The following is a 13,098-nucleotide window of genomic DNA, read 5'->3' as shown; positions in this document are numbered from 1 at the left end:
GCGCCAGCGCGTCAGACACAAGGAAGAGCGTTCCATGTCCACTGCCCCCGCCGCGACCTCCCCGCACGCTCTCTCCATGGCCGCATTCGACTGGGCCGATCCATTTCGGATTGAGGATCAGCTGAGCGAGGACGAACGCCTGATTCGCGACACGGCCGGCGCTTTCGCGGAGGAAAAGCTGCGTCCCCGGATCGTCGAGGCCTATCAGAACGAGACCACCGACCGGGCGATCTTCAACGAGATGGGCGAACTCGGCCTGCTCGGCCTGACCGTTCCGGAAGAATATGGCTGCGCGGGTGCGTCCTATGTCTCCTATGGGCTTGTCGCGCGGGCGGTCGAGGCGGTCGATTCCGGCTATCGCTCAATGATGAGTGTCCAGTCGTCGCTGGTGATGTATCCGATCTTCGCCTATGGCGACGAAACGCAGCGCAAGAAGTACCTGCCGAAGCTGGCGAGCGGCGAGTATGTCGGCTGCTTCGGCCTCACCGAGCCCGACGCCGGTTCCGACCCCGGGGGCATGAAGACGAAGGCCGAGAAGATCTCCGACGGCTACCGGCTGTCCGGCGCCAAGATGTGGATCTCCAATTCGCCGATCGCGGACGTCTTCGTCGTCTGGGCAAAATCGACGGTCCATGACGGCCAGATCCGGGGCTTCATCCTGGAAAAGGGAATGAAGGGCCTGTCGGCTCCAAAGATCGAGGGCAAGCTGTCCTTGCGGGCTTCAGTCACCGGCGAGATCGTCATGGACGGGGTCATTGTCCCCGAAGAGAACCTTCTGCCGAACGTCTCCGGCCTCAAGGGTCCGTTCGGCTGCCTCAACCGCGCACGCTACGGTATATCCTGGGGCGCCATGGGCGCCGCCGAGGACTGCTGGAAACGGTCCCTCGCCTACACGATGGAGCGCATCCAGTTCGGCCGGCCGCTGGCCGCGACCCAGCTCGTCCAGAAGAAGCTCGCGGATATGCAGACCGAGATTGCGCTCGGTCTGCAGGCCTCGCTTCGCGTCGGCCGGCTGTTCGATGAAGGCAAGATGGCGCCGGAGATGATCTCGCTGGTCAAGCGCAACAATTGCGGCAAGGCGCTCGACATCGCCCGTGTCGCCCGCGACATGCACGGCGGCAACGGCATCATGGGCGAGTATCACGTCATGCGTCACGCCCAGAATCTGGAGACGGTCAACACTTACGAGGGCACGCACGACGTTCACGCGCTGATCCTCGGCAAGGCCCAGACCGGACTCCAAGCATTCTTCTAATCTTCTATCCTACGTTAGTATAAGGGCGCGGAATCACGCGCCTATCCGTTCGACAGGCATGCGCGGTGCTTGCTAAGGTCGGCGCGGCGCAATCTCGGGAGCGTGCCGGCGAGGCGAAGCCAGGTGGAAAGTTCAGAAGCGCCTGTTTCGGCCGCTCTTGCCGCATGTGTCCAGCCTCGGCACCGCATCGTTCCCGCGTGACCAAATCGACGGTGCCGAATGGTTGGCATCGTCTCTCGTTTTGAACGGACGCCGTTTGCGTCCGCAGTGGAGGACTACCAATGAAAAATCTGCTTCTCGGCACCATTTCCGCCGCCGCTCTCATCGCCGGCGTATCGAGCGCTTCGGCGGCCGCCGGATGCGACGACGGCGAAATGGTCATCAAATTCGCCCACGTCGTCGCCGCGACGGGCCACCCGAAGGGCGACGCGGCGACACTCCTCGCCGAGCGCGTCAACCAGGAGATGGACGGCAAGGCCTGCATGGAGGTCTTCCCCAACTCGACGTTGTTCGATGACGACAAGGTGCTGGAGGCGCTGCTGCTCGGCGACGTCCAACTCGCGGCACCGTCGCTGTCGAAGTTCGAGGCCTACACGCTGAAATATCGCCTCTACGACCTGCCGTTTCTGTTCTCCAACCTGGAAAGCGTCGAGACCTTCAACACCGGCGAGACCGGCAAGGGTCTGCTGACCGTGATGGAGGACAAGGGCTATACGGGTCTTGGCTATTGGCTCTCCGGTCTGAAGCAGTTTTCGGCCAACAAGCCGCTGCTCGTACCGAGTGATGCGTCCGGTCTGAAGTTCCGCATCCAGACCTCCGACGTCGCCGAGGCGATGATCGAGGCGATGGGCGGCTCGGCTCAGAAGCTCGCCTTCAAGGAGGTCTACGGAGCGCTGCAGACCGGCGTTGTGGACGGCCAGGAAAACACCTGGTCGAACATCTACACCCAGAAGTTCTTCGAAGTGCAGGACGGCATCACCGAGACCAACCATCAGGTGCTCGCCTATCTGCTGGTGACATCGACCGAATGGCTGAACGGGCTTGAGCCGGAATTCCGCGACCAGTTCATGAAGATCGTCGACGAGGTGACCGCCGAGGCCAACGCCAACGTGGCCGCGACCGAGGCCAAGAACCGCCAGAACATTATCGACGCTGGCGGCGAGATTCGCGAGCTTTCTCCCGAGCAGCGTGACCAGTGGGTCTCCACGATGAAGCCGGTCTGGGAGAAGTTCACGGACGACATCGGGCAGGACGTCATCGACGCCGCAGTGGCAACGAACCCGACGAACTAACTGTCAAACGGCCGGGCGTGCCTGAGGCGCGCCCGGCCTGTTTCGTTATTTTGCGCAACGTGAGTGCACGGGCTGCTCGCAACGGGGGCCCTCGTGCTGGGGGAATATGCGATGGCCGGCCTATGGCCCTACCTGGCAATACTGGCCCTAATCATAGGCTTGTATCTCGTCGAACGGCGGCACGCTGCAGCGGTTACCCGGCTCGAGGAGAACGTCCTGGCGGTCCTGCTGGCAACCATCACGTTGATCTCATTCTCGCAGGTGGTCGCGCGCTACGGCTTCAACAGTGGCTGGTCCGGCGCGCTTGAACTCACACGCATCCTCTTTGCCTGGATGATCCTGTTCGGCATGGGCTACGGCGTGAAGCAGGGATTGCACCTCGGGGTGGACGCCGCGATCCGGCTGTTTCCCCGGCCCGCGTTTCGGATCGCTGCCCTGTTTGGCGCACTGTGCACCGCCCTTTACGGGATCATTCTGCTGTCGGCCGACTGGCTGTCGGTCTTTGGGGCGGATTCCTCCGGCGGCGCCATCTTCTATTGGACCAAGTTCTTTAATCTCGGGCTTGGGCTCGACGATGTGCGTTATCCCGAATGGGTGCAGGAAACCTTTGGCGTTCAGGAGCGCGTGCAGCGGTGGATCGCCTATCTGATGCTGCCGATCGGGCTTGCGCTCCTGGCCTATCGTTCGCTGCAGGCGATGGTCCACATCTGGACCGGCCAGCGTGAACTGATCATCGCCGGCCACGAGGCGGAAGACCTCGTCGCGGAAAACAAAGATCTCCTGAAAGACTGACCGCGATGGAAACGCTCATCCTCTTCATTCTGGTTCTGGGGCTGCTGTTCCTCGGCGCGCCGGTGGCCATTTCGCTCGGTCTCTCCTCGGTCATCACCATCGCCTTCTTCTCCAGCGACTCCATGTCGTCGGTGGCGCTGCAGCTGTTCACCGCCTCGCAGAACTACACGCTGCTGGCGATTCCGTTCTTCGTCCTCGCCTCGGCTTTCATGTCGACGGGCGGCGTCGCCAAGCGGCTCATCAACTTCGCCATCGCCACGGTCGGGCATTTTCGCGGCGGCCTCGCCATGGCCTCCGTTCTGGCCTGCATGCTGTTTGCCGCCCTCTCCGGCTCGTCTCCGGCCACCGTCGTCGCGATCGGCACCATCGCCATCGCGGGTATGCGCAAGGTCGGCTACAGCAAGGAGTTCGCGGCCGGCATCATTGCCAATGCCGGCACGCTCGGAATCCTGATACCGCCGTCGATCGTCATGGTCGTCTATTCGGCCGCCACCGACGTGTCCGTCGGGCGCATGTTCCTCGCCGGCGTCGTTCCTGGCATCGTCGCCGGGCTGATGCTGATGATCGCGATCTACATCATGGCGCGGATCAAGAACCTTCCGGCCGAGCCCTGGCGCGGCTTCCACGAGATCGCACGCCACGGCAAGGACGCCGGCTGGGGCCTGTTCCTGATCATCATCATCCTCGGTGGCATCTACGGCGGCGTGTTCACCCCGACGGAAGCGGCCGCGGTGGCGGCGGTCTACGCGTTCTTCGTCGCCCTGTTCATCTATCGCGACATGGGACCGCTCAAGGACGAGCCCTGGCTGCGCGAGACCGACTCGTCCCGCGCCCGTGTCGGCTTCTCGGCCGTCGTCTATGCCGTCTCCTTCTTCTCTGTCTGGATGATCCTCTCCTTTTTCGCGACATCAGGTCCCGGCGGCGCGACCTTCGGTTTCGGCGAGCGGGCCACCGTCGGTCTTGTGCTGTCTTTGGCGATCCTCGTTGCCTACACGCTCTGGCGCGGCGAAAGCGCGGGACTGGCGGGCGTGCCGAAGCACCTGGCCGCCAGCCTGCCGATATGGGGCCGCAACCTGGGAATGACGGCGCGCTCCTTCTTCAGGGCGTTCTTCAACGAGGACACACGCAAGGTGACCGTCGACGCGGCGCGCACGACGATCATGTTGATGTTCATCATCGTCAACGCGCTGCTGTTCGCCCATGTGCTGACGGCCGAACGCATTCCCCAGGCGATCACCGCCCTGATGCTCGATGCCGGCTTCAACTGGTTCACCTTCCTGATCGCGGTCAATATCCTGCTGCTCCTCGGCGGTCAGTTCATGGAACCCTCCGGGCTGCTTCTGATCGTCGCGCCGGTGGTGTTCCCGATCGCGATGGAACTCGGGGTCGATCCGGTCCATCTCGGCATCGTCATGGTGGTCAACATGGAGATCGGCATGATCACGCCGCCGATCGGGCTCAACCTGTTCGTCACCTCAGGCATTACCGGGATGAGTCTGGTTCAGGTGGTCAAGGCGGCGCTGCCCTTCGTCGGGGTGCTCTTCCTGTTCCTGATCCTGGTAACCTATGTGCCGATCCTGTCGACCTGGCTGCCTTACAGTTTGATGGGACCGGAACTCGTCACACGGTAAGCGGGCCTTCCGCGGGTCGCCGCGGCAGCCCGAGCAAGGCGTTGTCGCTGCGCGCGCCGACAGTGCCGATCCAAGCGATTCGACGACGTCACCGGCGCTCTACACCGAAAGATGCGCATCGCGGATTTCGGGGTGGTGTTCGAGCTCGGCAAACGAGCCGTCGAATTTCTTCTCGCCGCTTTCGATGATCAGCGCGCGGTCGGCGACGATCCGGGCGAAATGCAGGTTTTGCTCCGAGAGCAGCACCGTCAGGCCCTCCGCCTTGAAGCGTAGAATGGTCGCGGCCATCTGCTCCACGATCAGCGGTGCGAGGCCCTCGGATGGCTCGTCGAGCAGCAGCAGGCGCGGATTTCCCATCAAGGTGCGCGCGATGCTCAGCATTTGCCGCTCGCCGCCCGACAGTGTCTTGCCGCGATTGTGCCGGCGCTCGCCAAGGTTGGGAAATAGCTGGAACAGCATCTCGACAGTCCATGCCGGGGCCGCATAGCGGGCCGACTGCCGGCCGACTTCGAGATTTTCCAGGATCGTCAGATCGGTGAAGATCCGCCGCTCCTCGGGCACATAGCCGACCCCGTGGCGGGCCACCTTGTGCGCCGGCCACCCGGTGATGTCCTCGCCCTCCAGCCGCACCCGACCGGAGCGGGCACGGACAAGCTGCATGACGGATTTCATCGTCGTCGTCTTGCCGGCCCCGTTGCGGCCAAGCAGCGCCACGACCTCGCCGGCGTTCACCGAAAGGCTGAGATCGTGCAGAATATGCGCCCTACCGTAGAAACTGTTGATCGCCTCGATTTCAAGCATCGGGGCCATCCTGCGCGAACAGCGTTCCGCCACCCAGATAGACTTGCTGAACCCGCTCGTCGGCGCGGATTTCGGCTGCGGTGCCCTCGGCGATCAGCTCACCGCGGTTGAGCACCATGATGTGGTGCGCATGGGTGAAGACGACGTCCATGTCGTGCTCGGTAAAGAGCACGCTGATGCCGCGCTCCTCAACGATATCGGCGGTCAGCTGCATCAGCGCCACCCGCTCCCGTGGCGCCATTCCCGCGGTCGGCTCGTCCATCAACAGGAGGCCCGGCCGGTGGCTGAGCGCGATGGCCAGTTCCAGGCGCTTCAGGTCGCCATAGGCCAGGATCGAGCAGGCACGATCGGCCTGGTCGGCCATCCCGACAAGCTCCAGCAGCGCGAGAGCGTCGTCGCGGTAGAGCCGGTAGGCATGGGGAACCACCGCGAACAGTCGCCGATGATGGCTGATCAGCGCCATCTGCACGTTCTCGGCGACGGTCATGCTCTGATAGGTTCCGGTGATCTGGAAGGTCCGCCCGACTCCCATGCGCCAGATCCGCCGGGGCGGCATACCGGTGATCGGCTTGCCGCGCAGAAACACCTGGCCGCTGCTGGGCTTCAACTGGCCCATCAGCATGTTGAAACAGGTGGATTTTCCGGCGCCGTTCGGGCCGATCAGCGCCTTCAGCTCACCCGGCATCACCTCGAAGCTGACATCCTTGACGGCGTCGACGCCGTCGAAGGATTTGGCGAGATGTTCGACCTTCAGGATCGGGCTCACGAGACGCCCTGCCTGTCACGGATCAAACCGAGGCGCTCACCCAGTTTGCGGAGCGATCCGACAATGCCGTCGGGGGCTACGATCACCACGGCGATGATCAAAAGGCCAAGGATCAGCCGCCAGTATTGGAGCCGGGTCAGCCAGTCCTTCACCGCTTCCAGCGAGGCCGCGCCGACGACGCCGCCGGAAAGGGTTTTGACCCCACCGAGGAAGACGACGATCAGGGCGTCGAAGCTCTTGGCGATCTCCAGTTCGTTCGGGAAGATCGACCCCTTGGAGAAGACGAACAGACCGCCGGCAAGGCCCGCCAAGGCGCCGGCAATCGCGAAGGCGACCCACTGCACCGTCTTGACGTTGATACCCGTCGCCGCGGCCTGGCGCGCACTGTCGCGGCAGGCGCGCAACGCGTAGCCGAAGGGCGAATGGGTCATATGGCGCAGGAAGATGATCCCGCCGACGCCGAACAGAAGCGTGAAATAGTAATAGGCCGTGGTGTCGGAGAGCCACTGGGCCGGCCAGATGTTGACCAGCCCGTCGTCGCCACCGGTGACCTCACCCCACTGAAAGACCAGCGACCAGACGAGCTGGCTGAAAGCCAGCGTCAGCATGGCGAAATAGACCCCGCTGAGGCGGATGCAGAACCAGCCGATGACGATCGCCAACAGCCCGGCCCCCAGCGGCGCCATCACAAAGGCGATTTCCATCGGGGCGTCGACGTAGACGACCGTCAGCGCCGCCGCATAGGCGCCGCCGCCGAAAAACACCGCATGACCGAAGCTGACCAGCCCGCCCCAGCTGAGAATGAATTGCAGCGATGCGGCGAACAGGCAGACGATGAGGATATCGGTCACCAGCACCTGGGTGAAGTTCGAACCAAACACCGGCAGGAGCAGAAGCACAGCGAGAAGCGCCGCGACGAACAACCGGCCCCGCGTTCCGGCGGGGCGCATCGGCTGTTCCGGCTCGCCCGCTTGCCCTTGCTCGCCGGCCACCTCCTCGCGTCCCAGGAGACCGTAGGGGCGCACCATCAGCACAACGGCCATGACGACGAACATCAGCACCAGCGTGCTTTGCGGCAGGTAGAGGACGCCGAAGACATTCAGGACAGAAATGAGCACTGCGGCGAGAAACGCCCCTGGCAGCGATCCCATACCGCCGATCACCACCACCACGAAGATGGCGGCAAGGATATTGAAATCCATCAAGAGGTCGGCGCCGCCCTTGGGCAGCTGGATCGCTCCACCCAGCCCGGCCAGCGCCGAGCCGAGAAAGAAGACGCCGGTGAACAGCCAGGCCTGGTTGACGCCGAGCGCGCCGACCATCTCGCGATCCTGCGTCGCGGCGCGCATGAGGATGCCGACGCGTGTCCGGTTGATCAGCCACCACAGGCCGAACAGCACAAAGGGGGTGATCGCGATCAGTGCCAGGTCATATTGCGGCACCGGCTCGCCCATGATGCGCACCACGGATTTCAGTCCTGGCGCGCGCGGCCCCAAGCGGTCTTCCGGCCCCCAGATGATCAGCACCAGATCCTGAATGACGAGGATCACACCGAAGGTCGCGACCAGTTGAAACAGCTCCGGCGCCCGGTAGATCGGGCGGAGCACCAGGATTTCGACGACCACGCCGACGAGGCCAACGGCTATTCCCGCAAGGACGATCGCCCCCCAGAAGCCGAAATGCCCCGGAAGGATATCCATCAGCGAAAGGCCGATATAGGCCCCCAGCATGTAGAACGAGCCGTGGGCGAAATTGACGATGCGCGTCACGCCAAAGATCAGCGACAGCCCGGAGGCGACCAGGAACAGCGCCGCCGCGTTCGCAAGCCCGGTCAGGAGCTGTGCCGCAAAAAGTCCCATGGCGTCCGTTCTGTCGCGCGTGATGCGGTCGGATCAAAACGCCGGCGGGATTCCGGGACGATCCCGGAACCGCCGCCGGCGAGAAGGCGGGTGTCAGTCAGCCGGGCGCATGGCTTTGATCTCGTCGTCGCTCGGCATGTAGGGGGTCGGATCGACATAGGCCCAGTCGACCATCACCCCCTTGCCGTCCTCGACGGTGGTGGTGCCGATGAAGGCCCCCATCGTCGACTGGTTGTCGATTGCGCGGTAGGTGATTTCGCCGTCGGGCGTCTCGACCGTCAGCCCCTTGAACGCTTCGAGCAGGGCATCGGTCTTGGTGGAGCCTGCCTTTTCGATCAGCGCGGCGACGCTCTGGGCGGTCATGTAGCCGACAAGGCTGCCGTTCTTCGGAGTTTCGCCTGTCTCGGCGGTATAGGCGTCGACGAACGTCTTGCCCGGCCCATCGCTGAGTGCGTACCAGGGATATCCCGTCACGACCCAGCCGACCGGCGCTTCATCGCCCAGCGGCTCCAGATATTCCGGCTCACCGGTCAAAAGCCCGTAGACCTTGCGGCCGTCGAACAGACCTCGCGTGCCGCCCTCGCGCACGAATTTGGCGAGATCAGACCCGAAGGTGACGTTGTAGATCGCGTCGGGCTTGGCGGCTTCCAGGGCCTGAACCTCGGCGCCGGCGTCGATCTTGAACAGCGCCGGCCACTGTTCGGTGACGAATTCGACCTCCGGCTTCAGCCGCTTGAGATTGGTCTTGAACGCCTCGACCGCGTCTGTGCCGTAGGCATAGTTCGGCGCGATCGTCGCATAGCGGACCGCATCGGTCTTGGCGGCCTGTTCGGCCAGCATGGCGGCCTGGACGAAGGTCGAGGTACGCAGCCGGAACGTGTAGGGATTGCCCGAGCTCCAGACCAGCGCGTCCGCCAGCGGTTCGGCGGCCAGATACACATAGTTCTTCTCGGCCGCCAGTGAGGAGACCGCGAGGCCGACATTGGACAGGATCGTCCCGGTCAGCATCACCGCGCCCTCGCGGGTCATCAGTTCCTCGGCGATCTTCACCGCCTCGCCCGGCTTGCCCTGGTCGTCGCGGAAGATGAATTCCAGCGGCTTGCCGAGAACACCCCCCGCTTCGTTGATCTCCTTCAGCGCCAGTTCGATGCCCTTCCTGTAGGGCTCGGCGAAAGCCGCCATCCGCTTGTAGTGGTTGATATCGCCAATCTTGATCGACTCCTGGGCGACCGCGCCTCCCGAGATGGCAGTCAACAGGGCAGCGGCGACTGCCAGCTTCCGGATTATTCTCATGCGTCTCTCCTGATGGCTTCGAGCACGAAACCCGTACCCGTAACGACACAATCACGGTCGGCGAAGACCGATGCGGGGTCGGCTTCCCGCCCCGCGCTATCCATCGCCTGCGCCTCGTCGATCCGTCCGCGACCGAGCACCGGTCCTTATCGATCGCAATCGGGATCGGGCAACGCTCCTGGCGACGCTTCCTTCGCTTCCAAACCGCTTCCAGCTTTCCTTATCGTCCGAAGCGCCAATACGGAATAGCGCGGCGCGCGATGGCGCCGAGGCGGCCTGCCCTTGATCGGATTATGCGGCGCCCACCGGTCGGCCGGCGGTCGATAATCCTGGCAGACGATCGGCAAACCGCGACGCCCGGCGCTCCCCAGTAGGAAGAGCTCCGGGCGAACACAGTCATCAGGCCGCGTCTTCCGTCTTCCGGCGAAGGTCCGGCGGGACGGCTTCATCGCGGAGCGACGCGACCGCCTCCGCCAGGCTCATCGACGTTTGGTCGCGCGAGCCGATTCGGCGCAGATTGACCGTCCGTTGCTCGGCCTCGCGCTTGCCGCAGACGAGAATCACCGGGACCTTGGCCACCGAGTGCTCGCGGACCTTGTAGTTGATCTTCTCGTTTCTGAGGTCGGTCTCGACCTTGAGACCTGTCCGCTTCAATTCGGCCGCGACTTCCTCGGCATAGTCGTCGGCTTCCGATGTGATCGTCGCCACCACCACCTGCAGCGGCGCGAACCACAGCGGCAGATGCCCGGCATAGTTCTCGAGCAGAATTCCGAGGAAGCGCTCCATCGAGCCGCAGATCGCCCGGTGGATCATCACCGGGGTCTTCTTGTCGGAATCCTTGTCGATGTAGAATGCGCCGAAGCGTTCCGGCAGAGTGAAGTCGACCTGGGTGGTGCCGCACTGCCAGTCGCGTCCGATGGCATCGCGCAGGACATATTCAAACTTCGGCCCGTAGAACGCCCCCTCGCCCGGATTGATCGCGGTCTTGATCTTGCCGCCCGATTGCGCGGCGATCCGCTCGAGCACCTCGGCCATGATCTTTTCGGCGTGATCCCAGTTGGCGTCCGAGCCGACGCGCTTTTCCGGCCGCGTCGACAGTTTCACCGTGATCTCGTCGAAGCCGAAATCGGCGTAGGTGGACAGGATCAGATCGTTGATCCGCAGGCATTCGGACTCGAGCTGATCCTCGGTGCAGAAGACATGCGCGTCGTCCTGCGTGAAGCCGCGCACCCGCATCAGACCATGCAGCGCGCCGGACGGCTCGTAGCGATGGACGTTGCCGAATTCCGCATAGCGAATAGGCAGATCGCGATAGCTTTTCAGACCGTGCTTGAAGATCTGCACATGGCCGGGACAGTTCATCGGCTTGATCGCGAAGACGCGCTCGTCCTCGGTCTCGGTGACGAACATATGCTCCTTGTACCAACCCCAATGGCCCGAGGTCTCCCACAGCGCCTTGTCGAGAATCTGCGGCGCGTTCACCTCGTCATAGGTGCCTTCGAGGCGGCGGCGCATATAGCTGACGAGGTTCTGGAACATCCGCCAGCCATGCGCGTGCCAGAAGACGACGCCGGGTCCCTCCTCCTGGAAATGGAACAGGTCCATCTCTCGTCCAAGCCGGCGGTGATCGCGCTTTTCGGCCTCCTCCAGCATGTGGAGATAGGCTTTCAGCTGCTCCTGATTGGCCCAGGCCGTGCCGTAGATACGGGTCAGCATGGGATTGTTCGAATCGCCACGCCAGTAGGCGCCGGCGACCTTCATCAGCTTGAAGGCGTCGCCGACCTGGCCGGTCGAAGCCATATGCGGTCCACGGCACAGGTCGAACCAGTCGCCCTGGCTGTAGATCTTGACGTCCTGGTCCTCGGGGATCGCATCCAGCAGTTCGACCTTGTAGGCCTCTCCCTTGTCGGCGAACACCTGACGCGCCTTGTCGCGCGGCCAGACTTCCTTGGTGAAGCGCGCATTGCGGCGGATGATCTCGGCCATCTTCTTCTCGATGGTCGTCAGGTCATCGGTAGTGAAGGGCGTATCGCGGGCGAAATCGTAATAGAAGCCGTTCTCGATCACCGGACCGATCGCCACCTGGGTGTCCGGCCACAGCTCCTGAACCGCTTCGGCCATGACATGGGCGGCGTCGTGCCGGATGAGTTCGAGCGCGCGTGGATCGTCGCGGGTGAGGATCTCGAGCGCGCCACCGTGCCCGAGCGGATCGGCCAGATCGCGCACCTCGCCGTCGAGCGCATAGGCGACGGCCTTCTTGGCGAGCGATTTGGAGATACCGACGGCAATATCGGTCCCGCGCGTCGACGAGTCATATTCGCGCGCGGAGCCATCAGGAAATGTCAGGGAAACGGCGTCAGCCATAGTACGTCACTCTCTCATCCAGTCCCGCCAACGAACGCGGGTGGTTTGATTTGCCGGTGATTCGGCGCGAAATCGCGGTGCTTCTTCGTGATTTGCACGCAACGGTCGCGGCCGATATATTTGACGGGCGCGTGCCTATGCAAGGGAGCCGCAGTCATGAACATCGAAATTCTGCAGCCGAAGGCCTTCGATCTCGTGGGAAGCCGCATCCTGATCGCCGGCAACGCGGTGGGGTTCGAAGGGCATCTGACGATCAGGATCAGCGAGGGACATGACGAGGTGACCGCCGCGGCCACCGCTGGTTCGCTGTCCATTCGTCAGTTCCAGGCAGCCGTCGACATTCCGCCCGATGCCGCATTCACGCTGAGCCGGCTCTTCGTCACCGTCACCGACGACAGCGCCGGCGGCCCCAACCCGCCGACCGTGACCGTGCCGGTTCTCTATGGACCGATGATTCTTCCGGGATATGTCGGGTATTGGGAGCACACGGTGGTCGGTGGCGAGACGCTCTCGGCCCTGGCGAACCGGTATTATGAGGATTCATCGAAATATCCGGTTATTCAGGCCGCCAATCAACAGTTGATCGCCGATCCAAACCTGATCTTTCCGGGACAGCTGTTAAGAATCCCCCGGGACTTCTGACACGCCTGGAACGCGCCACCATTCGCGTGGGCGGATTTCGGGCCGGCACCCGAAGGTCTATTTCGTATCGTCCGCCCCGTCCGTCGGCACCGGGTCGAGGCCCGCGGTTCCGAACGGGCCGCACCGGGAAACTCGCCGCGCGCTCAGGAACCCGCCCCGCAGCAACCCGTGCCGCGCCACCGCCTCATAGGCATATTCCGAGCAGGTCGGGATATGCCGGCAATGGCCACCCACGAACGGCGAAAAGACGATCTGGTAAAAACGGACGAGAGCCATTCCGACCAGGCGGCCCGGCGTCCGGTGCCACGGCCCGTCGTAATTGCGGCTCAAGGGTCGGCTGCGATCGGGCAAACCCTTGGACGCCGCGTTTTCGGCTTTTCGATCAGACTTGCACATCACCAGA

Annotated in this window: 11 protein-coding genes; 5 read left to right on the top strand and 6 right to left on the bottom strand. The window is 63.4% G+C overall.

Translation table 11 applies throughout. The features are described from left to right. Positions 1-34: 34 nt before the first annotated feature. The 4 genes from ING15_RS06380 (at position 35) to ING15_RS06365 (ending at position 4,970) form a co-directional block, all read left to right on the top strand. Positions 35-1,255, top strand: coding sequence for an acyl-CoA dehydrogenase (locus tag ING15_RS06380; RefSeq protein ID WP_206453959.1), 1,221 nt, complete (start codon positions 35-37; stop codon positions 1,253-1,255). Between the two features lie 281 nt (positions 1,256-1,536). Continuing rightward, the gene (locus ING15_RS06375) at positions 1,537-2,547 is read left to right on the top strand and encodes a DctP family TRAP transporter solute-binding subunit (RefSeq protein ID WP_206453958.1); all 1,011 of its coding nucleotides are present in this window, start codon (positions 1,537-1,539) and stop codon (positions 2,545-2,547) included. Positions 2,548-2,658: 111 nt separating this feature from the next. Then, positions 2,659-3,339, top strand: a complete 681-nt coding sequence (locus ING15_RS06370) for a TRAP transporter small permease (protein ID WP_206454122.1) — start codon at positions 2,659-2,661, stop codon at positions 3,337-3,339. A 5-nt stretch (positions 3,340-3,344) separates the two neighbouring features. Then, complete coding sequence (locus ING15_RS06365) at positions 3,345-4,970, top strand: TRAP transporter large permease (protein ID WP_206453957.1); 1,626 nt, start codon at positions 3,345-3,347, stop codon at positions 4,968-4,970. Positions 4,971-5,069: 99 nt separating this feature from the next. Here ING15_RS06365 and ING15_RS06360 read toward each other — a convergent pair whose 3' ends face one another. The 5 genes from ING15_RS06360 to thrS form a co-directional block, all read right to left on the bottom strand. Beyond that, positions 5,070-5,771, bottom strand: a complete 702-nt coding sequence (locus ING15_RS06360) for an ABC transporter ATP-binding protein (RefSeq protein WP_206453956.1) — start codon at positions 5,769-5,771, stop codon at positions 5,070-5,072. Beyond that, complete coding sequence (locus tag ING15_RS06355) at positions 5,764-6,537, bottom strand: ABC transporter ATP-binding protein (protein ID WP_206453955.1); 774 nt, start codon at positions 6,535-6,537, stop codon at positions 5,764-5,766. Before ING15_RS06355 ends, ING15_RS06360 begins: the two co-directional genes overlap by 8 nt. Next, positions 6,534-8,396 carry an ABC transporter permease gene (locus tag ING15_RS06350; protein ID WP_206453954.1) on the bottom strand — a complete coding sequence of 621 codons (1,863 nt, stop codon included), beginning with the start codon at positions 8,394-8,396 and terminating at the stop codon, positions 6,534-6,536. The genes ING15_RS06355 and ING15_RS06350 overlap by 4 nt, the downstream gene beginning before the upstream one ends. A gap of 93 nt (positions 8,397-8,489) precedes the next feature. Continuing rightward, positions 8,490-9,689 (bottom strand): ABC transporter substrate-binding protein, encoded by a 1,200-nt coding sequence (locus ING15_RS06345; protein ID WP_206453953.1) that lies wholly within the window; start codon positions 9,687-9,689, stop codon positions 8,490-8,492. 399 nt (positions 9,690-10,088) lie between these two features. Continuing rightward, positions 10,089-12,053: a threonine--tRNA ligase gene (gene thrS / locus ING15_RS06340; RefSeq protein WP_206453952.1), complete on the bottom strand. Its 1,965-nt coding sequence runs from the start codon at positions 12,051-12,053 to the stop codon at positions 10,089-10,091. Positions 12,054-12,209: 156 nt separating this feature from the next. On the opposite strand from thrS, the gene ING15_RS06335 reads away from it, so the two are divergent. After that, entirely contained in the window at positions 12,210-12,695 is a 486-nt protein-coding gene (locus tag ING15_RS06335; protein ID WP_206453951.1) for a LysM peptidoglycan-binding domain-containing protein, read from the top strand. Positions 12,696-12,752: 57 nt separating this feature from the next. Here ING15_RS06335 and yidD read toward each other — a convergent pair whose 3' ends face one another. Further along, the gene (gene yidD, locus ING15_RS06330; RefSeq protein ID WP_206454121.1) at positions 12,753-13,091 is read right to left on the bottom strand and encodes a membrane protein insertion efficiency factor YidD; all 339 of its coding nucleotides are present in this window, start codon (positions 13,089-13,091) and stop codon (positions 12,753-12,755) included. Between the last annotated feature and the right edge of the window lie 7 nt (positions 13,092-13,098).

The sequence above is a fragment of the Aurantimonas marina genome (assembly GCF_017183135.1).
In the GTDB taxonomy this organism is placed as follows: domain Bacteria; phylum Pseudomonadota; class Alphaproteobacteria; order Rhizobiales; family Rhizobiaceae; genus Aurantimonas; species Aurantimonas marina.
Note: the sequence above shows the minus strand (reverse complement) of the source record. Positions and strands in the feature narration are given on the sequence as shown.